The 24,510-nt window shown below is 55.3% G+C and carries 20 protein-coding genes and 1 pseudogene; 10 read left to right on the top strand and 11 right to left on the bottom strand.

Features of this window, described 5'->3' with window-relative positions:
- Positions 1-64 precede the first annotated feature (64 nt).
- The 3 genes and pseudogenes from Pla52o_RS07345 to Pla52o_RS07355 form a co-directional block, all read right to left on the bottom strand.
- Entirely contained in the window at positions 65-1,048 is a 984-nt protein-coding gene (locus Pla52o_RS07345) for a DUF1559 domain-containing protein (RefSeq protein WP_146593937.1), read from the bottom strand.
- A 511-nt stretch (positions 1,049-1,559) separates the two neighbouring features.
- A pseudogene (locus Pla52o_RS27850) lies at positions 1,560-1,683 on the bottom strand (DUF1501 domain-containing protein); the annotation flags it as partial.
- Positions 1,684-1,996: 313 nt separating this feature from the next.
- Positions 1,997-2,605 carry a golvesin C-terminal-like domain-containing protein gene (locus Pla52o_RS07355; RefSeq protein WP_146593938.1) on the bottom strand — a complete coding sequence of 203 codons (609 nt, stop codon included), beginning with the start codon at positions 2,603-2,605 and terminating at the stop codon, positions 1,997-1,999.
- Between the two features lie 549 nt (positions 2,606-3,154).
- Here Pla52o_RS07355 and Pla52o_RS27855 point away from each other — a divergent pair.
- Positions 3,155-3,559 (top strand): ABC transporter permease, encoded by a 405-nt coding sequence (locus tag Pla52o_RS27855; RefSeq protein WP_390620842.1) that lies wholly within the window; start codon positions 3,155-3,157, stop codon positions 3,557-3,559.
- 502 nt (positions 3,560-4,061) lie between these two features.
- On the opposite strand, the gene Pla52o_RS26735 is transcribed toward Pla52o_RS27855, so the two are convergent.
- The 6 genes from Pla52o_RS26735 to Pla52o_RS07390 all read right to left on the bottom strand — a co-directional run bounded on the left by Pla52o_RS26735 (position 4,062) and on the right by Pla52o_RS07390 (position 11,731).
- On the bottom strand, positions 4,062-4,226 hold the full coding sequence (locus tag Pla52o_RS26735) for a hypothetical protein (protein WP_197169070.1): 165 nt from the start codon (positions 4,224-4,226) through the stop codon (positions 4,062-4,064).
- A 194-nt stretch (positions 4,227-4,420) separates the two neighbouring features.
- On the bottom strand, positions 4,421-5,848 hold the full coding sequence (locus tag Pla52o_RS07370) for a serine hydrolase domain-containing protein (RefSeq protein ID WP_197169071.1): 1,428 nt from the start codon (positions 5,846-5,848) through the stop codon (positions 4,421-4,423).
- Between the two features lie 85 nt (positions 5,849-5,933).
- Positions 5,934-7,739, bottom strand: coding sequence for an exo-alpha-sialidase (locus Pla52o_RS07375; protein WP_146593942.1), 1,806 nt, complete (start codon positions 7,737-7,739; stop codon positions 5,934-5,936).
- A 41-nt stretch (positions 7,740-7,780) separates the two neighbouring features.
- Positions 7,781-9,781, bottom strand: a complete 2,001-nt coding sequence (locus tag Pla52o_RS07380) for an alpha/beta hydrolase (RefSeq protein WP_146593943.1) — start codon at positions 9,779-9,781, stop codon at positions 7,781-7,783.
- Positions 9,782-10,211: 430 nt separating this feature from the next.
- Positions 10,212-11,186 carry an aldo/keto reductase gene (locus Pla52o_RS07385; protein ID WP_146593944.1) on the bottom strand — a complete coding sequence of 325 codons (975 nt, stop codon included), beginning with the start codon at positions 11,184-11,186 and terminating at the stop codon, positions 10,212-10,214.
- 302 nt (positions 11,187-11,488) lie between these two features.
- Positions 11,489-11,731 (bottom strand): DUF2997 domain-containing protein, encoded by a 243-nt coding sequence (locus tag Pla52o_RS07390; RefSeq protein WP_315852938.1) that lies wholly within the window; start codon positions 11,729-11,731, stop codon positions 11,489-11,491.
- A 431-nt stretch (positions 11,732-12,162) separates the two neighbouring features.
- Here Pla52o_RS07390 and Pla52o_RS28005 point away from each other — a divergent pair, with 431 nt between their 5' ends.
- The 3 genes from Pla52o_RS28005 (at position 12,163) to Pla52o_RS26740 (ending at position 14,024) form a co-directional block, all read left to right on the top strand.
- A complete protein-coding gene (locus Pla52o_RS28005) occupies positions 12,163-12,420 on the top strand; it encodes an anti-sigma factor family protein (protein WP_449289957.1) in 258 nt (85 codons plus the stop codon).
- A 41-nt stretch (positions 12,421-12,461) separates the two neighbouring features.
- Positions 12,462-12,749 (top strand): Crp/Fnr family transcriptional regulator, encoded by a 288-nt coding sequence (locus Pla52o_RS07395; protein WP_231612179.1) that lies wholly within the window; start codon positions 12,462-12,464, stop codon positions 12,747-12,749.
- A gap of 612 nt (positions 12,750-13,361) precedes the next feature.
- A complete protein-coding gene (locus Pla52o_RS26740; protein WP_197169072.1) occupies positions 13,362-14,024 on the top strand; it encodes a thioredoxin family protein in 663 nt (220 codons plus the stop codon).
- 253 nt (positions 14,025-14,277) lie between these two features.
- On the opposite strand, the gene Pla52o_RS07405 is transcribed toward Pla52o_RS26740, so the two are convergent.
- A complete protein-coding gene (locus Pla52o_RS07405) occupies positions 14,278-14,733 on the bottom strand; it encodes an anti-sigma factor family protein (RefSeq protein ID WP_146593946.1) in 456 nt (151 codons plus the stop codon).
- A gap of 338 nt (positions 14,734-15,071) precedes the next feature.
- Here Pla52o_RS07405 and nrtS point away from each other — a divergent pair, with 338 nt between their 5' ends.
- Together nrtS and Pla52o_RS07410 are read left to right on the top strand one after the other, a co-directional pair.
- Complete coding sequence (nrtS, locus tag Pla52o_RS27860; RefSeq protein WP_197169073.1) at positions 15,072-15,230, top strand: nitrate/nitrite transporter NrtS; 159 nt, start codon at positions 15,072-15,074, stop codon at positions 15,228-15,230.
- Between the two features lie 272 nt (positions 15,231-15,502).
- Positions 15,503-17,014 (top strand): VTT domain-containing protein, encoded by a 1,512-nt coding sequence (locus Pla52o_RS07410; protein ID WP_231612157.1) that lies wholly within the window; start codon positions 15,503-15,505, stop codon positions 17,012-17,014.
- 253 nt (positions 17,015-17,267) lie between these two features.
- On the opposite strand, the gene Pla52o_RS07415 is transcribed toward Pla52o_RS07410, so the two are convergent.
- The gene (locus tag Pla52o_RS07415) at positions 17,268-18,017 is read right to left on the bottom strand and encodes an NAD(P)H-hydrate epimerase (RefSeq protein ID WP_146593947.1); all 750 of its coding nucleotides are present in this window, start codon (positions 18,015-18,017) and stop codon (positions 17,268-17,270) included.
- 359 nt (positions 18,018-18,376) lie between these two features.
- On the opposite strand from Pla52o_RS07415, the gene gdhA reads away from it, so the two are divergent.
- The 4 genes from gdhA to Pla52o_RS07435 all read left to right on the top strand — a co-directional run bounded on the left by gdhA (position 18,377) and on the right by Pla52o_RS07435 (position 24,186).
- Positions 18,377-19,729 (top strand): NADP-specific glutamate dehydrogenase, encoded by a 1,353-nt coding sequence (gene gdhA, locus Pla52o_RS07420; protein ID WP_146593948.1) that lies wholly within the window; start codon positions 18,377-18,379, stop codon positions 19,727-19,729.
- A gap of 19 nt (positions 19,730-19,748) precedes the next feature.
- On the top strand, positions 19,749-20,924 hold the full coding sequence (locus Pla52o_RS07425) for an NAD(P)-dependent malic enzyme (RefSeq protein ID WP_146593949.1): 1,176 nt from the start codon (positions 19,749-19,751) through the stop codon (positions 20,922-20,924).
- 41 nt (positions 20,925-20,965) lie between these two features.
- A complete protein-coding gene (locus Pla52o_RS07430; RefSeq protein WP_146593950.1) occupies positions 20,966-22,612 on the top strand; it encodes an acetolactate synthase large subunit in 1,647 nt (548 codons plus the stop codon).
- A gap of 134 nt (positions 22,613-22,746) precedes the next feature.
- Entirely contained in the window at positions 22,747-24,186 is a 1,440-nt protein-coding gene (locus Pla52o_RS07435) for an aldehyde dehydrogenase family protein (RefSeq protein WP_146593951.1), read from the top strand.
- The last annotated feature ends 324 nt before the right edge of the window (positions 24,187-24,510 follow it).

The raw sequence follows: 24,510 nt of genomic DNA on the forward strand, positions 1-24,510 counted from the left end.
CATCGCACGCCTTCAGGCGCGCAGGAATTGGTGCCGTCTCAGAGCCTGGAAAAATGCCCCTCACTTAGAATTCGTTCAGCACGTTCCCATCCTGAGGAGTCCCCAGCCACTGCCAGGTCTGAGCATGGATGCTGTCGCTGACAAACCGCACGGAGCCGTCACCGAGTAGCGCCTGCACGCCTCCTGGGTGCAGGCTGCGTGCAGCAGCAGATATCTCACGGGTGGTGTGACCCGTATATGTCTCGGTACAAGGTGCCCGATCAATATTGACGCATTTAGTTATCCGTAAAGTATCCGGTATGTTGGTGTTAGGAGTTTGGTTGTGATGATAAAATGGTCCTTCGGTATAATGCATCATGCCTCGATAATCTTCTCCGGGCACTTTGAGCAGCTCGGAAACCAACACCGTGTTGCTGCTGCCGTCAAGCAGGTCTCGGAAGCCGTACCGTTTATTGCCCACGAAGACACCATCGGGGCCTCGCGTTGCAGCGGAGGAGAGCCACCAGCTTACCATAGGCCCGATGCCGTTATTGGCGACATAATTCCCTCGAGCGCGATTCCTGGAAGTGCTCAGCAGGTCAACCTCCACATCCGAAGGGCAAAGCATTGCGGGAAGAGTGGTACTAAAGACCTGCTGGAGGGCCGCGCTGGGAGCAGATCCGAAGTTGGCCGACGAGTCAACAAGGTCATAAAGCGCCTGCTGCTCTAAAAATGGTAAGAGGAAGTACACCCATGTCGAATCGTGGTATCCCACGAAAGGTGGCGCCGGGCCGCCGGACACTTGCTGAATGTAACCTGCCGGAAACTTATTGTGCGTGTCGTGATGCATGTGGAGAGCCAACCCGATCTGTTTCAAGTTGTTCGTACACTGCATGCGGCGGGCCGCTTCACGTGCCGCTTGCACCGCTGGCAACAGCAATCCCACCAACACACCAATAATGGCGATGACGACAAGTAATTCGACAAGGGTAAAACCACGAGACCAGGCTGTCCTTCTGCAAATGGACACGCGAGTGGCTGGGAGAGTTGGGGCAGGGGTATTGTTCATGAAATTTCTCTACTGGATTACAATCGCAAATGACGTGGCGGGCTGCAGGCCCGTTGAAAGCCGTTAGCGTGGTGACCGACACCGCCAGAGGATACCACGCCCCCTCCCTAGATGCAGCATCTGCAGTACGTTTTTCCCCAAAAAACCCCTCCGGTGGCTATTCCACTGTGCTTTTTTCGGCAACACGGTCTTCTGGTCTTCGTATCGGATACCCGCGTCGGCCCCAACTAAGCTACCAGGGACATAAGCCGAGGGGTGAAGCACTTCGCTGGGGTGTTGACTGGGGGCTACTGAGGGGACGGGCTGGCTCTTCTAATTGCAGCAGTCTTCTCTTATTTCGATGGCCGCTTTGCATCGAAAGGCGTAAAGGGGACGGGGGTTTTCCGTGGGATGAGGCTGCTTGAAACCATCGAGCAAACCAGGGCGCTGGCGATCTGGCCGGTAAATTCCGTTAGACCAAAACAACGCGGGTTTTCCCCCACTGCATCACGCGACACGAGCGTGGCGTACTTTATGCCAACACTTCCTTCACAACGTCGCCATGCACATTGGTCAGTCGACGTTGGATGCCGTTGTGGTAATAGGTGAAGTTGTTCATGATTGAGACCGAACAGATGCAGGATCGTTGCGTGAAAACCCAGTAGCCGCTTGGATGCTAGCCCCGGTTGAACCGCGGATAGTGTTCTGTTACAGCCCGATGTTAGGGTAGTGGACGAGGCGACGAGTCCCTTACCTACCACGAATCCCAGGGACTCGTGGCCTCGTCCACTACAGTCAAACCCGACTCTTTAGCGATGACGAAGCACTCACGCCAAACCGGCTAATTCACTGAAGGACTCCTGCCTATCTGCTCTATTGCCGCGTCTGCGAAGGTAAAGGGGGCAAAACATTTCTGCTTTCCCCCAGCAGCGCAGCGAACAACCCCGCAGCGAACAGCGGGGCAGAGGATTAAGGAGAGGGGATGAACTGCACCGCATCGGCGATCACATATTGGCCGTCGGTGCCATCGGATGAAATTCGCACCCACCCCTGTTTGCCGCTTTCAAAGCGGAACTTGCCTAACGTACGAAACAGCCGCTGGTGTTCGGGAACCTGTTGTTGGTTGATCCGCAGCGTCGTTTCCCCGTCGGCATGATGAATCGTCACCGGCGTGTTGGTGGACCGCCGTACGTTGTAGCAATGCGACAAGCGAACTTCATAAGTGCCCGCCTGGGTCAGATTCGGCGTATAGGTGACCGAGCTTGTGCCTTTGCCCTGTTTCTGGTCGTGCAGGTACCCCACACCGACGTAAGGCGGAGTGTGTGTGGAATACTGCCACTTGCCGACCAGTTTTGCGTCCATTTCGTCGACCACGATCCCCAGAAGGTCCGCGGAAGTTCTCACGATGAACCGAACCAATTTTGGGTTGTCGACTTCGCCCGGCGGATGGGTGTTGGGAACCGCGTCGGGATGCGGCAGGCGTTTTTCAGCGGGTGATTCGGCAATCGCTGACGCCGTCAGCAACCCGCTCAGAACTGCTAGGACAACCGTTGCATGATGGATGGTGGGGTGGGGCATCGCTGTTGTGCTTTCTTGTTTCTTGCTTAGTTTGGCAGCGTTCGCGGGGGGTCGCCGTTTTCAGTTCCTGGAGGACTAGGTCCACCGTAGCAGCAGCCCCCTATGCGCTGAAGTGTGTCGTGTCCGCTTCATTGAATTGTACGCCGCTTTAAAGCTTGCGTATCGCCAAAGGCGTTACCCGCGTCAGTGGTCAGACCACCTCGTATTTCAAAGCATGTGTCAAACTCCATGAGCAGCTCTTTGAAAGTTTGATTGGCCTGGACGTCAAAGCGATGTGATGAGGCAACCGATCGAGCGTGGATATTTAGGGAACGTTTGTGGATAGGGTCGATGGCTGGGCCATGACAATGGGGCCATGACGATGGCGGGTACAGTTTCGGTATGGGCCAATGACAGGGTTGCGTTAGCAACGTTGGCGGGGCAGCCCGTCTTAGTCGGACTGCTACTTTGCCTCGAGTTTGGGAGGTATGCGGATTTGTCCGACAACAACCCGATGACGCGAATTGCGACGACCCAGAATCTGCTGTTTTTGCTCAATGTCAGTTGCTTTTGGGGCTCATTACATTTGCTTGGTTCGATCCGCCGGGCAGCGGCCTTGGGGTGCTGGGGACGCTCTGCTTGCTCGCGCTCACGAGATCCGCACTCGGACAATCCATTTCCGCCTTGGCAAAATCAGAGGAGACTGCAATCGCAATCGTTCCGATAGCCGTTATTCCGCAGATCATTTTGGGCGGTGTAGTGGGGTCGCTGTCAGGAGCTTCGGAGTGGTTTGGGAAAATTTTGGCAATTATCTTTTGGGGTCAATATTTGCTGTCCGGGAGATTGCCGAAGACGGAGCGAGCTGTGACTGAGTTTCAGCCGTCTGACGCGGCTTGTCTCATGGTGATTGCGTTTCACATGACGGTTTTCTTGGTGGCGGCGTGGATCGGCGTTCGCCGAGCAGGCCGTCATTAACCCGTGCCAGAACCTGACTTATTGCATCTCTGTGAAATTTTCAATTTCTCTGACATGAGCCTACGTTTGATGCCCTTTCTGGATGTCGTCACGGGTGCGGCGGACTTGAAGCGAGTCTGCCTAACCTGCTCCCCTTTTCTGTACCAACGGCAGTGAGAAAATCCATGCTTCATCGGGGCGGGTGCGACCTGCCAGATGAAACGAAGTTTTTTGGGGGCCGCGTCCCCCGAAACGCTGTGGGATTGATGTTGGTTATAGTCAACACGCCAAGCTTCGATCGTCTCCTTTGTGTCGCGTGAGCGACAAGAACCCATTTTCGTTGAGGAGTTCGGCGCGGACGCGTCCGTTGAAGGATTCGATCAATGCGTTATCGATTGGTATCTCCGAGCCTACCGAATCTCTGGACCTACCGAAGTCGAGTGTCACGCCATTTTTTTTCGCTGCCTGACACCCTTTTTCCGCACCGCGTTTCCTATCGGCTCGGCCCCGCCAGCACTTTGATTCAGTCGCGTCGTCGATTGAAGAACAGGAACAGATGCCCCGAAAGCAGTTCGACGTCAATGTGTTCGGCGACCAGGGGGCCAAAGAATTGAAAGGAAAACGTGTGAAAGTGGCAACGTGATCCGTGACCGAGTCCATCCGCCGGCGAGTATTTTGGTGCCCTCATTTCCTTTTTACGCAGTTAGGCAGGAATGAATGGCAGAAATCCCATTAGACGCTGGGAGTTAGCCCCGGTTGAACGTGGGAACCGTGGCTAACGCTAAAACGGCTAAGCTACCGAAAGACTCCTGCCTATCTGCTTAACAAGCAAAAACGGCCAGTCCCCTGTTAGCCTCCTCATGATACGGGGAGTCTCCGGATTCACGGGATCGCTTTCAGAATGCGGCCGATCGTTTCGTTCATGTAGGGATAGACATCTTTGGCGCTGGGCCCCATTCGCACGACGACCAGTTTGCGGGAAGGAATGATCATCGTGACCTGCCCCATGAAACCCGCCGGCCAATACGTGTCCTCAGGGACTTGATCCATCCGTGGCGCCCGGTTGAGCCAGAACATTCCACCGTAGTTCAGTTTCTTGTCGGCCGGCGCCGGTGTCATAACGAAATCGGTCCAGCCTTCGGGCAGTATCCGCTCTCCCTGCCAGACGCCATCCTGGAGATAGAGCAGTCCGAAACGGACCCAGTCGCGGGCAGACAGGTAGTCGTAGCCCGACAGAATAAAGTTACCCCACGGGTCGGTTTCTAGAACCGGACTGCGGGCACCGATCTTGTCAAACAGAGCTCGCTGTGGAAAGGTGAGATAGTCCTCTCCCTGAGCCTCGACCGTGTCACGAATGATTTTCCCGAGACTCAAGGGGTCGCTGTTGAGATAGGAGTAGCGCGTTCCGGGCGGAACCTTCGCAGGCGCTGCGATGACGTGCTCGAACACGTTGAGGGAATCGAAGTAAACCCGCATGTGTTCGTTTTCCGTCGTCAACTTATCACCCCCGAATCCAAGATTGCCGAAGTCCAGACCGCTGCTCATATGCAGCAGATCGCGGATCCGGATCTCGCTCCGTGCGTCTCCCTGCCACTCCTTGATCGGTGCCGGCTGATCAATCTCGAGAAGACCGCGTTCGACGAGGATGGCGATCAGCGTTGCAGTGATGCTTTTGCCCTGGGACCAGCTGATCTGCGGTGTGTCTTTCGTCCAGCCGGGGGCGTAACGTTCGCCGATGATCTTGCCATCGTAGGCGACAACAAAGGCGCGGGTGTTCTGCTCTTCCTGGGCCATCGCCCAATCGAGCGCCGCGGCCACCGCTTTGGAGTCAACGCCATCGGGAACAGGCGTCGTTGCTCCGATCTCGCCCATGGGCCACTGCTGGGTAGAAGCAGCGGGGAGATTGCGGGGCACTTTGACGGGTTCGAAGAAAACGTCCTCTTTGCCGCGTGGCAGAATCGTGCTGCCTTGGTCACCGGTGTATCGCGCGCTGCGGGGCGGAGCGCCGGGAGCCGTCACCGTGACCATTTTGCGTTCTTCATCGACATGATATTTGAAATCGGGTTGCCAGCCGAAATACGTGAACGGGGCGATGTCCTGTGCGATGACTTCTTCCGCAGTCCGTTGGTAATCCCGTCCCACGACCCACATTCCGGAGCTGATATGATGGGCGCAGATCGCCGCGCAGAACTCCATGTTTTCCCGCTTCTTCTCTTCGGCGGTCGTCGCTTTCGCCGTCGGCTCCTGTGCAGCCAGAGGATTCGGCTGAGTGAAAATCGCGAGCGCGGCCAATAGCGGGATTGCAAACAAGGAGTGGAATTGAACGGGTCTCATGGTCAGCAAGGTCCTGGAGTTGGTTTCTAGTCTTGAGAGTCAGTTTGCTTAACTTCAGCACTCACTGGCTGGCTGTGGCCTTGGTGTCGGCGACAACATCCTGCACCGCGATCTTCAGATGCATCGCCCGCGGCGTCGTTCCCCAGCCATCGTGAGGATCGATGAACCCAACCCACAGTTCCCCTGGCTGGTTTTCGAGGATGAAGGGATAGGTTGCCAAGCCCCTAGCAACCACGACCGAATCGGTCCAGGTGTGCCCTTCGTCTTGTGAAAAAGCAACGCTCAACTCCTTTCGACCGTCCGGGTTCCACGCCAGTGCCAGCCGCCCGTCCGCCATGCGGATGACATGTCCGGGAGAATGGCTGCTCCTGATTTTGGTCGGCTTTGCCTCCGACCAAGTGAGTCCGCCATCTTCGGAAAATGACTCCCAGAAAAATTTGCGGGCGGTGCGAATAACCATCCATAGACGCTTGTCTTTTAACTCGATCACGCAAGGTTCCACCGCACCGGCATGGTCCCCCGCTCCGCCGATGTCGATTTGGTTGCTTGGCGTCCACGTCTTGCCTCCATCGCGTGACACCACGGTCCGCGAGACCAACCGCCCCGGATTGGCCACGTAATGCGAGAAAGGTACCACTAGATTTCCGCCGCTCGTTTCCTCCGCACCGTTGGTGCTTCCCGTGTATCCCTTAAAAATCATCTGCGGCTTGCTCCAGGTCTTGCCTTCGTCACCACTTCGCACCGTCCACAGATCGCTGCGAGTATTTTCAGTAGGGTTCTCCGTTTTCCGGTCCCAGGCATGCTGCTTGTAGCCCAGAAAAAACAAATGCATTGTCCCGTTGCGGGCGCGAAATGCGGTGGGATGGGCCGAGCGTCCGTCCGGCAGACGGGTGATCTCGCGTTCGGGTTCCCAAGTCTTGCCACCGTCACGGGTCGTGCGTGCGGCGATATAGCATTCGCCTGGCTTGCCTGCGTAACTCGTCGGCGTCGAGTAAACCGACATCACCGCCCCGTCACTGAGCTTAATCAGCGCCGGTCCCAGTACGGTGGGGTGCTCGGTGTCGTGGGTAATATTGGTCGAGCGCGGATGCATCTCCACCACATCGCCACTGCGATGCCAAACGGTGAATGGCTTGCGGGCAAATTTTTGGTCGCTCTTGGCAAAATGTTCGATCAACAGATCGGCAATGATGCGGTGCCCGGCATCTCCCGGATGCATGCCGTCCGGGTTCAGTGCTCCCGGCTTGTGCTTTGGCTCGGCATCATAAGCCTCGAATGCAGCGAAAACATCCACCAACCCAACATCCTCCGTTTTGGCGATCTCCCGCACGGCGGAAACATAATCACGCAACACGACATTGAAGCCATCGACATCCTCCGGTCGATAGGGCGGCTTGTCATAAAGTTTAAGCGTCGTCGCTGCCCAATAGAGCGGATTTGAAGTCATCAAAACCACACGCGTCCCTCGCGATTTGAGAGCCTGAACCATTTCAGTGAGATTGTTGCGGTAGTCGGCCAAGGACACTCGTGGCTTGTCCGCCGGGGGATCTTTCCACACATCGACCGCGGCATCGTTGATCCCGAACATAATCACCGCCACGTCCGGTTTCACATTGAGCACATCTTTCTCAAAACGTGCTTTGCCCATCGTCGTGGTGTGGCTACCGATTCCCGCATTGATGATCTTGACGTCCTTGCCATCGTAGGAAAGATCATTGGCCAGCAGGTCTGGGTAAACCGCTGTTCTACCGCGTGGTGCCGTAACCGAGTCACCAAACGTGACAATGGTCGGCGGCTCCACAGCCAATAAACAAGCATTTTGCGCACATAAAAATGCAGCGGTGATGGATAGAATGAGACGTTTCATGAGTTCTCAACGAGGAGTTTAAGGTCAGCTGTTGGATTCACCTACTGCCACGGTTTCCAGGCGCCAGTGCTACTGATCACGCGAAATTTGTCTTCGGCTCCGAGCTTTTTATAGAGATCACGCGTCCACTCATAAGCGGGTGGTAGTTTGCCGATGATGGTGATCGGGCGGGGATAGACAAGAGCGAGGTTGTGGGGCAGGTCGCCAACGCGGAGAACACCGAGAAATTCCGGGGTGTCGCTGTCCTCATGGCTCTCCGGTGGAGCGGCGAGAATCACCTCGGATACCTCGGGGTTCAGTACGGCGGCGTAGATCGCCGTTGGTGCGGTCGAGCCCCGACCATACAGAGCGGTCGGGCCAGAGTTCAATCGTTGTCGCACCAAGCCGAAAGCCTCGATGAGATCGCTGGTTTGACGTTCGGGAAGAGACTGGCCAAGCATCGGATAAGTGCGTCGCAGGGTCGAGTAATAGCCCGGGCCGATCGAGGTGATTCCGGTCCCACGGACCTCAACTCCGGCGGTCATGACCGGGGCTGGGATGCCGGGACGCGACGAACCACCGCCGGCAAAAGTTCGCGTCGAGTCGGGCTGCATCGCATAGACGACGGCCGGTGCTCCGGCAGAGGCGTCGGTGTAGCGACGCAATCGGATCTGCAGATCGATGTCATCGCTGGTGCGGAACAAGAGAGTGTCGTAAGCGACATTGGGTTTGGCTTGGCCGTCGTCGCGGCGACCGAGATACGAAGGAGAGGCCGCTTTAGAAATCGATTGAAACGTGGTCCCACGCAGCTTGCGGATGGCTTGGTCGCGGTGCTCGATCCATTCATCCTGACTGCTGATCTCGGGGAGCGCAGCTCGATGGACGATGTGTTTATCGGCGTCGATCAATGTGTCGTTTTTCGGCAGCTCACCTGCGAAGACAAGCAGGTTTTCCTCCGGCTCGAGAAAATCAGTGACGTCGTCCTCGACCGGAGTCGGATCGTTTTTCAAGTGAGTGTTGAAAAAGGTAAAAACCGCCTTGCGAAGTTTGGGTGTGTAGCCGTGCGGTGTTAGATCCTCGACCAAGTTGAAATGATCGGAAGCATCGAGCGCGACGTATTGGTGACGGATGCGGTGGGCGACATCGCGGTAATGACGAGGCCGCCAGAGCAGGTCCTCGCTACCGGAGGCGATTAGAAACGCACGCGGCGCGATCAGCGCGCCGAGGTCGGGCCAACCCCACTGGTGATAGTTGATCCAGAACGCGCAATCGCAGTGTCCCTCGACCGACCGATCCTGCGCCACACCGGCGACGCTGCCGCTTTGGCAAACGGGAACGACCACCTTCAGCCGGTCGTCGGCAGCGCCGAGTGCCCAGGAGACCACACCACCACCGCTGAGGCCGGTGACACCGAAACGCTCGGGATCGACGTCAGACCGCGTCGACAGGTAGTCCAGAGCGCGCATTCCGTTCCAAACCTCGGTACCAAGCGGAGTGTAGCCGCGGCTGGGCCACTCCCAATGTGTGCCCCGATTGGTGCCGTGATGATATCCCTGGCACTCGCCAAGTTGAATCGGATCGAGCACCAACGCGATGTAGCCATGCTGGCCGAACCAGCGGGGGTTCTGTTGATAGGGGTTGTTAACTTTGCCCTTGGTATGCCCGCAGAGATAGAGCACCGCAGGCAGTTTTCCTTCGACCTTCGCGGGCCGGTAGAGATTGCCGGTGACGTGGGCGCCGGCAAAACTTTGGAAATGAATTTTTTCAACGACATAGTCTCCACGGTCGAGCGTGCCAGTGACAGTCGCCTGCAGCGGCGACCGCTCCGGTAAAGGGGACAGTCCAATCATCTCTCGCCACTGCTCGCGTCGTTGCTCGAGCGTCGCCTCCCAGCGGTCTGCGGCGAGAGGTGCTGCGAGTGACGATTGTGAGATGCCCTCTCCCGTCTGCGACACGCTGCCGTAAAGACTGGTGCCATCAGCTCTTAGATGGGTGGTTCCAACCGAGATGGCAATCAGAATGGCGACGCCGATGACGAAGAAAGAACGGATACGATGATTCATGGGTGCCGCCACCTTAAGCGAAACAGGGCTGGATTCAAAATCGACATACGTCTTGCGTGGGCCGTCTTCTTTTTTACGCTAAGCACGTCGGAACATTGCATTCGGCGTAACGATTGATGTGAAGGCGTCTATGATACTTCGTCGAACCCACTAAGTGTTGCAGTAAGGGACGCAAGCAGCTCTGGGATCCGTACCTATGTGTGTTCGGGTATGAGTTGGCATTTGGTCTTTCTCCGAAAACGTTCGATTGCATTGAATTCCGGTCTGTGGGGCGGTAGATAACCGACGGCGAAGAAAAGGTACGCGGACTCATGTGTCAATTTGAGTCCGGGACCTTTTCCTTCCCTTGCGACAGGATTCACAATCAGGCTGAAAGAGCAAACATGATGACGATCACCCGAGCAACGATCACCCGAGCGTGAGGGACTCACTAATAAACGCCTCGGATTTCAGCTTCAATCGACGACGCGTAAAACTCCGCAAGCTGTCGGTGCGTTTGCTCACTCAACCGCTCCAAGTCCGACACCACGGTGTTGTCCGCCACTTGTGACGGCTTGGAGGCTCCGGTGATAACCGTGGTCACCGCTTCGTGATCCAGGATCCACCGCTGGGAAAACTGGGCCATCGTCATGTCGGCGGGAACCATGGTTTTGATCTGGTCGGCCAGGGCAACGCCTATTTTAAAGGGCAGACCCGCAAAGGTTTCGCCGACATTAAACGCATCACCATTGCGATTGTAATTGCGGTGGTCGTCGTCGGCGAATTGGGTCTCGTTCGTGAACTTTCCCGCCAGCAGTCCGCTGGCCAGCGGCAACCGCACAATGATCCCCACACCCTGATCCCTGGCTCGGTCAAACAGAGTGGTGATGGGTTTCTGGCGGAAGACATTAAAAATAATCTGCAGAGACGTCAATTCGGGTTGCTCGAGGATGCTAACCGCCTCGTCCATCGACTCCACGCTCGCGCCAAAATTTTTGATCAATCCGTCGCGTTTGAATTTTCGCAGCCAGTCGAATATGTCTCCCGCGGACATGACTTCGGATGGTACACAATGCAGTTGCACTAAGTCCAAGCTGTCGACCCCCAGGCGGCTGATCGATTCGCATAGATGCTGTTTGAGAACTTCGGCAGAATACGGACCAGGATAGTTTTGGCGACCCACTTTGGTGGCAACAAAGACTTGATCGCGATGCTGTTGAATGAATCGCCCGATCAGCTTCTCGGACCGCCCGCTGCCGTAGACATCGGCAGTATCAAAAAACGTAATGCCGTGGTCCCACGCTGTTTCCAATATCTGCATCGCTTGCGGCTCACTAACGCTGCCCCAATCGGCGCCCAATTGCCAACATCCCAGGCCGATTTCGGAAACCGAGCGACCGCTATTTCCAAGAATTCTCGTCTTCATATCTATTTTCAATCAGTGCCGTATAGCGTCGTAAGGATTCCAAGAAAGCGTACCCGGTTTCGTGCGAATCAGCCAGCTACGGTGCTTTGGGTCCGCTATATTGGGTGCCACTTACCATTCCGGTGTATTGCCCTTAGGGTCTCTACAAGAATCACGTTAAGACATTTTCCAGATAAGCGATCGGAGGATTACCACATGAGCATCGTGGTGCTGGTGGCTTTCAATCCAAATGCCGGTGAAGCACGCAGGCACGTCCTTTCCGAGCCTGGACAATCAATGTGATCAAGGGACCCCAAAATAAGTTATCGAGTGGAAAGGTGGTCGGTGAATAACTCGCACTGTCGGATTTGATTTTGCGGCGTAGCGGTCTGGTGAAACTTCGTCTTAAGCACCTCGTCTGTCTGGTGGCCCAGCTCCCGCTCAACCAATTGACTGGCCTGGCGACACTCCGCGCCAACGAAGCCCTGCGTTTCGACCTTCGTCTGACCGTTGGACAGGACAGTGATTTCATTGGTCTTGCTCAGGCCGCACCTCCAACGCTCAATGTCAACTCCATCGAGCTATCGACCAAGACTACTTCCACCCTCTGCTTGATAAAGCGGGCAACGCAATCGGTCAGCATCGATGGAGGAACGGGCAGACGGTTTGGATACACGCGCTCCATTCGATTCAATCTTCGATCGTAGTGGGACTTGGACACAAAACGTCGGCACAATTCTGCTTGAGCCACTGGATTCCGTTGAACCGCAGGAATTTTTGCCGGATTTTTAAGCGTGCTTGACATCGATGCCTGGGTGGCATTCCAGCGTGTTTATGCTGCGAGAGATGAACGATTTTGAAACAGACGTAATTTGTAAGGAACTGGAGATCAGTACGTCTTATTTGTGGGTGTTGCTGCACCGTGCACGGGCCCGTCTCGCCAACGGTATTAAGTAGCGTTGGTGTCAAAAGAAAAACATAACCGCATTACCCCGTCATGTTGTCGTGCAAAGAAACTACCAAACTCGTTTCTGAGTCGCTCGATCATCCCTTGCCTCTAAGCAAGCAGATTTCCGTTTGGATACATCGGAGCATGTGTCAGCTTTGCTCTGCGTTTCGCCGTAATCAGGTTGTGCTGAAAGAACGAATTCCTAATGAGGCGGAGCGATGGACCAGTGAAGAAATGTCCAATGTGGTGAAATTATCTGACGCCGCGAAGCAAAAAATTGCGCAAGCAATGCCCCCGCACGGCTAACAAGCGGTGAAACTTCTTCCTACCCGTTGATACGTTGAATGATGCTCGGACGTCATCGGCATTCCAATCGAGACCGCTTAGTTCACTTGTTGCTCGACCTAGCAGAGCAGTTTGGCATTCAAGATTCCGAGGGGATACATCTGAGGATCAAATTAGCTCATCAGGAAATCGCAAACCTGATGGGCAGCACCCGCGAAACAGTGACCATTTTGCTTGGTCAACTAAAATCGGAGGGTCTGGTCGATGTTGGCCGGCAACGGATTGTCTTGGTGCAAGCGGAGCAATTAGCGATATCAGTGCACCGAAACGCACCAAGCCTGAACTCGTAGCCTAGGCTTCCAGCCTGGGACCAGAACAAAACCGAGGCTGGAAGCCTATGCTACGTCACGGCATTAGCCCGTAGTTCGTGATTGTCAAAGTGGGGAAATGGATCAGGGCAACGACATAGAGAGACGCTTGTCGCTCGTTGATCAGAAGGCGAAGCTTCTCCAACCCCCAGACGCATGCCGCTCCGTATCCGCACAGCGACTCCGGTACGACGTTCGCACATGATTTCTATGCAACGAAAGCCGTGTCGTCCGTGCAACCATCTTCGACCACGATGGCTCCGGTGACGCACGGAAAGTCACATGAGTCAAGAGCGACGAACTTTTCTTCGTTGACTGACAGAATGACACCCCAGACCGATTCGCTAAGAGGGCCGTTGAGATCGTTCAAGTTTCCTGCCTTGGTTAGATGGGCTGGTTGCGTTTCATTGGATCCCTTCATCGTCACAGGAATGCGTGCTGTGCTTCGGTCCCGTCAATCGCATTCGCGGGCCGAATCCTTTTACCGAACCGTATGCGGTCTCACCAAGTTGCGAGTTGCTATTGGACGATTTCAGTCGCAAGGATCAACTGAGACCTTTGTAAGCAATCGTCGGGCATCCTTATTGACGAGCTTTGGATTTATTAAATCCTTCTCGCCTCTCACGGCGGAAAGAGTCGGTCAAACGCAATTGCTCAGACAACAATTTCGGTAACCAACCTCCTTCATCAACCGAACCAACTGGTCATCCAATGAAAGTCACTCGTCTTGCCACCCTAATTGTGTTGCTTTTTGCAATCGTGTTCTTTTCCGGCTGCACGGTCGGGGGCACAATGGCATTTCGCAAGACCTCCTCAAGCGACATGGACGCTCTTCTATCTGAATCGCTTGTGATGCAGGAATTAGACGCAAGCGACCCGCAGGTGGTTCAACGAAAAGAAACACTCGTCAGCACCGACTCCGCAGGCATTCCGCACCAATCAACGCTTGTTACCCTAGCCCCAGGCGAAGACTTGATGGCAAAGGTCAATAACGCACACGGACCCGTTTTGCTCGATTTCTACGCCGACTGGTGCGGTCCCTGCAAAATACAGGGAAAGATTCTCCACGACATGGAGCAGGAAGCGGCAAGGCACGGAACAATGATGATTAAAATCAATATTGACGACCACCCACAAATCGCTGAACAACTACAAGTGGAAGGAATACCGACGTTGATGTTGGTCAAGGACGGTCGAGTTGTGAATCGACAGTCAGGTGTTGCCGATAAACGCAAACTAACGCAGTGGATGCAGTAGTCAATTGAAGCTGTTCGTGGTTTCACATTCGACACCGTCGATTAGGTGTTGACGAAACAGTTCGATCGCAACCTGTTTCATGAAGCAGGCTAGGACTCTACCGCACTTGCACAGTCGATACGGTTGACACTGGCACCTCAGCGCTCCGCAAAAACAGTTTGGGACGGCCGTTCGTATCCGCTGTGCCGCACAAATGGTTTGCTCTGACGGTAGCAGGACGGTTTCGACCACACACCGTCGTGGTCATGTCTTATCAATCTACGTTCGACGCCAGCAGAGTTTTGTGCGTTTGAAAAACGTTTGGCGAATTGCCGAGTGGATTATTGTCCACAAACGGCATATGGGCCCTCTTCATCGCGTCCATCTTTGCTTGGCAAGCCGGACACTGCTGAAGGTGAGAAGTGAACGCATTTCGCTGGTCTGGTTTCAATTGCCCCATCACAAACTGCTGCATGGAGGCTTGGACTTCGCTGCACGTCACGCCACCGAAGTTGCACTCGCGAAGCGGTTCTTGGTGCGACGGTGGAATGCCAGATCCAGCGAAGTTCCAAACGCCCATTCCTAGCGCTGCCATTACAACGATCGGAGCACCAATGCGAGCGACAGACTTACGTCGACGATCGGCGTTGAACCGATTCTGCAATACACCGATAGTGCCTGGCGTACATTCGTCCCAATCTGAATGAGCTTCAAAATTTTGGCGGACCATGACCTCGTTCCTCTATCTCTTGTGAAGGCGAACGTAGCGTATGCTGCTACCCTGGGTTTGAAGTGATCCCAGGCTACAAGCCTAGCCTACGTCTCTGACGTGCTATCGTTTCTGACGTCTCGCTTCCGACGTCGTTGCATGTCTCTATCGTCGCCTCGTACCGGCCAAGCGTCTGTGTCGAATCTCACAACGCTGGGATTTTCTTTGCTGACGGATGATCAGGTTGCTACCGTGGCTGAAACGGCCGGTACTCAGAGTGCATGATTGGTTTCGTCTGACATTTGCCCCGTCTGGCATTTGCCCCGTCCACTGTTTGGCGTGGGCATGTCCACAGCATCGTGGTTGGAACGAACCTGACAGCCATCCATCACGGGGACATCCTTCTCAACGGCGAATTCAGATCGCGTCATCTGTTCAAGATTCGCCTGACCTACATCGCTCCCTACGTTGTGTCGGCGCTTTCGAACGTGGCAGCGTTGAACCGTCTCGCCAAATAGTTTTGTAAGGAAATCCTGACGAATGCGTCGACTTCGTGTAACTGCTAGAGCGTAGCTCCCCGGCTACGAATCACCGCAATCCAAGGGCTCCAATAATGGAAACGATCAATAACCAGACGACCGCGGCTAGCATGGATGCCTCAGGTCAGCCAACACAAAGACACTTTAGAACCGGTCCGAACCGACTCAATCTCGTCATTCGCTGGGTGTCGACCCTGTGCATTCTAGCTTCACTTTTAACGCTCGTCCGTTCGCTTCCGTTTGACCAAGCTATGTCAGCAGCGAAAGGCTGGATCTCCGGATTGGAATTCTGGGGGCCGATCGTCTTGGCCCTTCTGTACATTGTCGCAACGGTGCTGTTTTTTCCAGCCACGATTCTGAGTCTGGCGGCCGGCGCGATGTTCGGGCTTGGTGTCGGGACAGCCACTGTTTCCGTTGGATCGACGTTAGGAGCCTGCTTGGCGTTTCTGATCGCTCGCTACGGAGCACGCGATAAAGTTGCGGCGATGGCGAGCGGCAACCGCCACTTTGGTGCGATTGATCGAGCCATCGAGGAGGGAGGCTGGAAAATTGTCGGCCTATTGCGTCTCTCTCCTGCGATTCCATTCAATGCCCAGAACTACATGTACGGCCTGACTCCGATCCGATTTTGGCCCTACGCCGTGACCAGTTGGATTGCGATGCTTCCTGGCACATTTCTGTACGTTTACCTCGGGCATGTGACTGGCGCAGCCGTTGGCGCCGATCGAGAACGCACGACGTTCGAGTGGGCGATGCTGGCGATTGGCCTATTGGCGACAGCCGTTGTGACGGTATATGTCACACGATTGGCTAACCGCAAACTAAAAGAACAAGTGCACGAAGCACCGGAAAAGGGCCAACCGACGGATAGCGTTCGGACATCGTCTAACGTGCCGTCAGCTCCGAGAACACGAAGCACGGTGATCTTGGCGAGTGCTGCACTGCTACTTGTCGCGACTGCGACCTATACACATCTCAATGCGGGGGCGATCGAACGCAAATTAGCGAGTCTTTTTGGACCGCCGCAAGTCGATCTTCAAGAAGCGTATTCCGCGAATACTGCAGGACCGGCGATGGATCATTCGACGCTGGATGCCTTGCTAAAGAAACATGTCGACAAAAACGGATGGGTCGACTACGAAGGCCTGAAAGACAACGAAGCGAAACTCGACAGCTACCTCAGTGCGGTCGCTGCTGCACCGTTTAACGAGTTTGGACGCGACGAAAAGTTGGCCCTGCTGATCAACGGTTACAACGCGTCGACCTTAAAGTTAATCCTCGATCACATGCCAATGAAATCGATTATGGATATTCCCGAATCCGAACGTTGGGACGCAATACGTTGCAACATTGGCGGACACAAGTTGAGTCTGAATCAGATTGAGCATGAGCAGATTCGCCCCAAGTTCGCCGAGCCACGCGTCCATTTCGCGTTGGTGTGTGCAGCGGTTGGATGTCCACCACTGCGTAATGAGGCGTACGTGGCAAATCGAATTGAAGAACAATTGCAAGAGCAGACCGAGTACGTCCATCATCACAAAACGTGGTTCACCTTCGATACCTCGTCCAACAAGTTAGAGCTAACCAAACTCTACAACTGGTACGGAGATGATTTTGAGCAGGTCGCCGGCAGCGTTTCTCAGTTTGCAGCTAGCTACTCAACCAAATTGAAGCAGGCTCTGGACCACGGCACCGCCCCGCACCCTGACTGGCTGCCCTACGATTGGAAGCTCAACAGCTTAAAGAACAAACAGCCGCGATAAGCATGTCTTTCGGTATCTTCCGGTTAAACGCCGGTCATTCTGTGAGCCGACGCCGCTAGCCGCGGGCCGGTAAATTGTGTGGGAAACATGCCCCCGGGTAGTGCCGTCGGCTCAGATCATTATGTTGAACGTCTCATATTGACCTGCTTAGATCAAAGGCATGCCATCTTCTGCGTTAGACGTTGACGTTACTTACTGAAACGTTGATGACTTCCGTACGGCTCTTGCCGCCATGAAGTGGCCTAGGCTTCGTTCAAACAAGGCGAACAATGTCGCTCTCGGCAAACAGCGAGGGCGGAATGGTCAGCCCCATTGCTGCGTAGAGTGACGGTGGAACGCTGATGTCCCCCAGGTACAACTCTCCGACATGACGCGAGCCGGCCGCGGAGAATAGGCCCGACTTGGGTAGGGCCAATGTGAATGTCGCTGCTGCTAGAATCGACGTATCGGACACCCCGCCGGAGGCAGCGTCAATCCCGGATGGTGTATCCAATGCGAGGGTGGGCGCCGGCTGTTGGTTGGACCAACGAATCAAGTCCGCTGCGCGCCCCCTTGGATTTCCCCGCAGGCTGTATCCGATCACCCCGTCCAGGATGACATCGACTTCACGGCCGGGAAGCGACTTATCGTCAACCGGAATGCCAAGCTGTTGGACGATCGAGAGTTGATGAGCCGGTACGCCTTCGAACGCGCCGCTAGGCTTGGTGAGAAGGACAGAAACGTTCGCTCCCCAACAGTGCAGCCGGCGAGCTGCGACCAGGGCACCTCCGCCATTACCGCCCCGCCCCGCAAGTGCAACCACATTCTTGCCGCGAAGCGAATTGCCCAGGAATCGTGTAGCAGCTAGCCGGGCCAATCCGCGTCCCGCGTTTTCCATCATTTGGAGAAGCACAATCCCATAGTCCTCGATCATTGCACGATCGACTTCGATCATCTGCTCCGTCGTCAAATGCGGTAACGCGTTTACGGCGACTTGGGGGAAACGATCTGTAGTATTGGGCACACTCGTTCTCCTGGAATGTGTGATTGATTGGCGTTGCGTCCGAGAGTGTACGTTTCACGCTACCGCTGGGATCGCATCTGTTTTGAATCGCGGTGAGCGACCATCGACGGATTTTGGTTGGATGATACGCATTTTCGTGTAAGAAATTCTAGCGTCCGTCGTCACCTCTTTAGCTTGCACGAATGCGGCACGCAAACTTTCACTTGGCCAAACAACATGCTTGCCGTTTGGGCACCGCTCGCATCGAGGAACGGGGGGCAAACGAACGTTGGCTGAGTGAGGGCCTTTAACAAGAGATTGACACCGGTGGCATGATTCAGTGCACGGACAACTATACCTGAGAAGTTGGAGACGATTGAATGTGGATTGAACAATGCGAAGAAACGGACTGCTTCATGCACGGGCTTGAACGGCGGAATCCCGGGGAACAGGAGTATCACCAAGCGGTGCGGGAGTTCGTCGAATCCGTCATGCCATTCGTGCTAAAGCACCGTAAGTACAAAGACGCTCAGATACTCGAAAGGATGACGGAGCCGGATCGCATCGTCATCTTTCGCGTCACTTGGGAAGACGACGCTGGCAACATTCGAGCAAATCGGGCATGGCGAGTGCAATTCAACAATTCGATTGGACCGTACAAAGGCGGAATGCGGTTGCATCCCGACGTAACGTTGAGCGTCCTGAAGTTTCTCGGATTCGAGCAGACCTTCAAGAATAGTCTCACCGGACTACCGATGGGTGGGGCTAAAGGCGGGGCGAATTTCAACCCCAAGGGAAAGAGCGATCGCGAAGTCATGCGATTCTGTCAATCGTTGATGATTGAACTGCATCGCCACATTGGCGAAGACACGGACGTTCCGGCCGGTGACATCGGCGTCGGTGCCCGTGAGGTTAGCTACCTGTTCGGGCAGTACAAACGACTCGAAAATCGCTTCGCGGGAATCTTAACGGGCAAGGGACTAACCTTCGGCGGCAGTCTCGTCAGGACCGAGGCCACCGGTTACGGATGCGTCTACTTCTGCGAGAATATGTTCAATCAGGTCGGCGATAGCCTCAGGGGGAAGACGTGTGTGGTATCGGGTTCGGGAAACGTCGCGATCTACACCGCCGAGAAAGCCCACGAGTTAGGCGGCAAGGTTGTCACGATGTCCGATTCATCCGGCTTCGTTCACGATCGGGCGGGCATCGATGCCGAGAAACTGGCGTTCATCAAAGATCTCAAAGAGGTGCGTCGGGGACGAATCTCGGAGTATGCCGACAAGTTCGACGGCGTCACGTTCCACGCCGATGAACGTCCCTGGAATGTACCTTGCGATGTCGCTTTTCCATGTGCCACGCAGAACGAGATCAACCTGGACGATGCGAATGCCTTGATTGGCAACGGAGTCAAAGCCGTCAGCGAAGGTGCCAACATGCCTACCGAACTGGCTGGCGCTCATGCGTTCCTTGACGCCAAGATCCTATACGGTCCGTCAAAAGCCGCCAATGCCGGCGGCGTTGCGGTGTCAGGTTTAGAGCAAAGTCAAAACGCCTTGCGACTTTCATGGAGTCGCGAAGACGTCGACGAGAAACTGAAGACCATCATGCGTGATATCCACGACAAGTGTGTTGAGCACGGTCAGACCGACGGATTTGTGAACTATGTTCGTGGATCAAATATCGCGGGGTTCATCAAAGTGGCCGACGCCATGCTGGCTTACGGCGTTGTTTAAATCAAAGGACTTACCAATCATGACCGATTTTTTTGAACGCAGCCTGATCCTTCACGAACAACTCCGTGGAAAGATCGGCATCGTGGGAAAGATGCCGATCGCAAACCGTGATGATTTGTCGTTGGCCTACACCCCCGGAGTTGCGCGCCCGTGTGAAGTAATCGCGAGCGACGCCAGCAAAGCTCGCGAACTAACGATCAAACGAAACAGCGTTGCCGTGGTGACCGACGGATCGGCGGTCTTGGGACTGGGCAACATTGGCCCGCATGCAGCGATCCCGGTGATGGAAGGCAAGTCGCTGCTGTTTAAGGAGTTCGCCAACATTGACGCTTGGCCAATTTGCCTCGACGCACAGGACGTTGACGAGATCGTTGCTACCGTTCGGCGTATTGCTCCCGTTTTCGGCGGTATCAATTTGGAAGACATCTCGGCTCCACGGTGTTTTGCCGTCGAGCAACAGTTGCAAGACATCGGCATTCCAGTCTTTCACGATGATCAACACGGAACGGCGATCGTCCTGCTCGCTGCGCTGCTTAACGCAGCCAAAGTGCTCCGTCGCGATATCACCCAAATGAAAGTCGTGATCAACGGAGCGGGTGCTGCCGGCACGGCCATCGCACGTCTGCTGCGTTGTGTCGGTCACTCTCCCAATGTCTGCGTCCCCGTAGATGATGTCATTGTGTGTGACTCGAAGGGAGCGATTCACAACGGCCGTGACGATTTAGCCGACTACAAACGCGAACTGCTGCGGTATACGAATCGCAAGCATCGCACCGGCACGCTTCAAAATGTGCTTGCCGGAGCAGATGTCTTTATCGGCGTCAGTAAGGGAGGTCTACTTTCCGCGGACGACGTTTCCAAAATGGCAAGGGACTCGATCGTTTTGGCGATGGCCAACCCCATCCCTGAGATCATGCCGGACGTGGCGCGAAGTGGAGGTGCCGCCGTCGTTGGTACAGGACGCAGCGACTTTCCCAACCAGATCAACAACGTGCTCGCTTTTCCAGGAATCTTTCGTGGCGCTTTGGATGCGTCCTCATGTGCGATCACGGAAGAAATGAAAATCGCTGCCGCCCGCGCGTTGGCCGCCGCAACAACCGATCCGTCACCGGAACGAGTATTGCCCGATCCGTTAGACCGCAGCGTCGCACCTCGTGTGGCCGCCGCCGTCGCCGAAGCAGCGGAGCGGGAATGACTCCAATGAGTCCGCGTCATCCACCATGAACAGGAATAACAATGAAAGCCTCTAATCTATTTGTCAAAGCCCTCGAGAACGAAGGCGTTGAGTTCGTCTTCGGGATTCCAGGTGAAGAGAATCTCGATTTCCTCGATTCACTATCGAGGTCGAATATCCGGCTGATCCTCACTCGGCACGAACAAGCTGCCGGTTTCATGGCAGCAACCTATGGACGGCTGACAGGCAAGTCGGGCGTTTGTCTCTCCACACTTGGGCCGGGGGCAACCAACTTGGTTACAGCCGCCGCTTACGCGCAGCTGGGCGGCATGCCGATGCTGATGATCACGGGGCAAAAGCCAGTCAAGACGAGTAAGCAAGGTCAGTTCCAGATCATTGACATCGTCGACATGATGCGTCCGTTGACGAAGTACACGCGGCAACTTGTTAGCGGAGCCAACATCCCATCACGCGTGCGCGAAGCGATGCGCCTCGCACAAGAAGAAAAACCTGGCGCAGTGCACCTTGAATTGCCCGAAGACATCGCCGCCGAGCAGGTCGGCGAGGTACCGATTCCCGCCAGCCTCGTCCGGCGGCCGGTCGCCGAAGACAAGTCCATTCACGCGGCTGTAGAGATGATCCGTGCTGCCAAGTCGCCCCTGTTGTTAGTGGGTGCCGGCGCGAACCGCAAACGGACGTGCAACATGCTTCGGCAGTTCGTGGCCAAGTTGGGTATCCCCTTCGCAACGACTCAGATGGGCAAAGGCGTCATCGACGAGCGAGACCCGTTGTTTCTCGGCAACACAGCTCTTTCGTCGAATGACTTCGTGCACCGAGCATTCGAGGCGGCAGATCTAATCATCAATGTCGGCCATGACGTGGTCGAAAAGCCACCGTTCTTCATGCACGCCGGCGGCGTCAAAGTCATCCATGTCAACTTCTCATCGGCGTCTGTCGATCCGGTCTACTTTCCGCAAGTCGAGGTCGTAGGCGATATCGCAAATAGCATCTGGCGGTTGATGGGGGAGCTAAAGCCACATCCGCATTGGGACTTCTCTCGCTTCATGACGGTTCGCAAAGCGGCCGAGGCCAGCGTTGCCCAAGGTGCCGACGACGATCGCTTTCCAATTTATCCACAACGGCTGGTTGCGGACGTTAGAAACGCAGTGCAAAAACGCGGAATCGTCGCACTCGACAACGGAGTTTATAAGATTTGGTTCGCGCGAAACTACAAGGCAACCGCGCCGAACACGGTGTTGCTCGATAACGCCCTGGCAACGATGGGAGCCGGGCTGCCGTCGGCGATGGCAGCCAAATTGGTCCATCCGGATCGGCAAGTTATGGCGATCTGCGGCGACGGTGGCTTCATGATGAACTCGCAAGAACTGGAAACGGCCGTGCGGTTGAATCTCGATCTCGTCGTCTTGGTCCTGCGTGATGATGCCTATGGGATGATCAAATGGAAGCAGGCCAACATGGGGCTGAAGAATTTCGGACTGGACTACGGCAACCCTGACTTCGTCAAGTACGCGGAAGCCTATGGCGCAAACGGGCATCGTGTCGCGTCGAGTGAGGAACTACTGCCGTTGCTCTCCCAATGCTTGGATTCGCCCGGTGTCCATCTGATTGAAGTACCCGTCGATTACTCGGAGAATGACCGCATTCTCAATCACGAGATTCAAGCACTCAGTCGTAGCCTAGGCTTCTAGCGTGTGACCGCGACAAAACCCAGCCTGGAAGCCTAGGCTACGGCCAATTGACCGCGGAACAACACTCAACGCGACGATAGCGTTCAAGTTTGAACCCTGTAGAGAAACATCCAAATGCCAGTTTCGGAGAAACCATGCTAGCGAATTCATACCCCTACTATCTTGCGAATGAACCCGTCGCTGCGAATCAGGACCTCATCGTAACGGACAAGTACACAGGTGAAACGGCGACGAAAGTCGCATTGGCCGACTCCGCGGCGATTGATCGTGCGATTGTCGCATCGGTTCAGGCGGCCGAGCCGATGCGCCACATGCCGCCTTACGAACGACAAAACGTATTGAATCATTGCGTAGCCCGATTCACCGAACGATCCGAAGAACTGGCGATGTCGTTGTGCATCGAAGCGGGCAAGCCGATCAAAGACAGTCGTGGCGAAGTGTCTCGACTGATCGACACCTTTCGTATTGCTGCGGAAGAATCGGTGCGGATCGGCGGCGAAGTCATGAACCTAGAAATCTCACCGCGTGCGCGTGGTTATCGCGGAATGTACAAGCGAGTGCCGATCGGCCCGTGTTCGTTTATCTCGCCGTTCAACTTCCCGTTGAACCTGGCCGCCCATAAAGTCGCCCCTGCGATCGCCGTCGGTTGCCCGTTTGTCTTGAAGCCGGCCAGCCGCACGCCGATCGGAGCGCTAATCATTGGCGAGGTTCTCGCGGAAACCGACTTGCCCAAGGGCGCGTTCTCGATCCTTCCTTGCCACCGCGACGGGGCCGACTTGTTCACAACGGACGATCGCTTGAAGTTGCTTAGCTTCACTGGCTCGCCCGCCGTCGGCTGGGATTTGAAGGCTCGTGCCGGAAAGAAGAAAGTCGTGCTGGAACTGGGCGGCAACGCAGCCTGTGTCGTGGATGCCGACGCGGATCTAGACGACGCCACGGAGCGGATTGTCTTCGGCGCGTTCTATCAATCGGGTCAGAGTTGCATCGGCGTGCAACGCATCCTGGCTCACGACAGCATTTACAACGAACTGCGCGACCGACTGGTCGCGGCGACAAGCAAGTTAGTGGCTGGCGATCCGAAGGAAGAGTCAACGTTCATCGGTCCCATGATTTCAGAGCAGGAAGCCGCTCGGCTTCAGTCGTGGATCACGTCAGCGGTTGCAGCGGGTGGAAAACTTCTCTGCGGCGGAACGCGAGACGCCGCAATGCTCGACGCGACGTTGCTAGAAAACGTGCCGAAAGACCAACCCGTTTGTACGCAAGAGGCTTTCGGTCCAGTCGCAGTGATGAGCCGATTCAGCAACTTTCAGGATGCGTTGGACGAAGTCAACGACGCTGCGTTCGGCTTGCAAGCAGGTATTTTCACGCGAGACATCTACAAGATCCAACAGGCTTGGGACGAGTTGGAAGTTGGCGGTGTGGTGATCGGTGACGTGCCAAGTTGGCGTGTGGACAACATGCCCTACGGCGGCGTCAAAGACAGCGGTCTTGGTCGAGAAGGCATTCGATTCGCGATGGAAGATATGATGGAACTTCGCAATCTTGTCATCCGCACGCCCAACCACCTCATCTGATCGATCTCATGCACGGGCTAGCTGTTGTTTTCTTCAGCAATCATCGTCCAGCTTGATGTTGGTTTGCCGGCTTTCGTCGCAGCCTAGGTTTCCAGCCTGGGTTGGTTGTGGTCCCAGGTTGGGAGCCGAGTCTACGGACAACCACTGTTTGTAAGCGATCTCACACGTACGGGTTGATGCCGTGGTAAGAAATGCGTGAAACCCATGAAATGTGACGGATTTGCGAGGAGCGTTAGCAACAACACAGACCCCAGCGTCGCGTCGGCCCGACAAGGCCTTAAACCGATACTTGCTCAACTCCCTCATGGCCATAGATGTGCCCCC

It is taken from the genome of Novipirellula galeiformis (assembly GCF_007860095.1).
GTDB classification, from domain to species: domain Bacteria; phylum Planctomycetota; class Planctomycetia; order Pirellulales; family Pirellulaceae; genus Novipirellula; species Novipirellula galeiformis.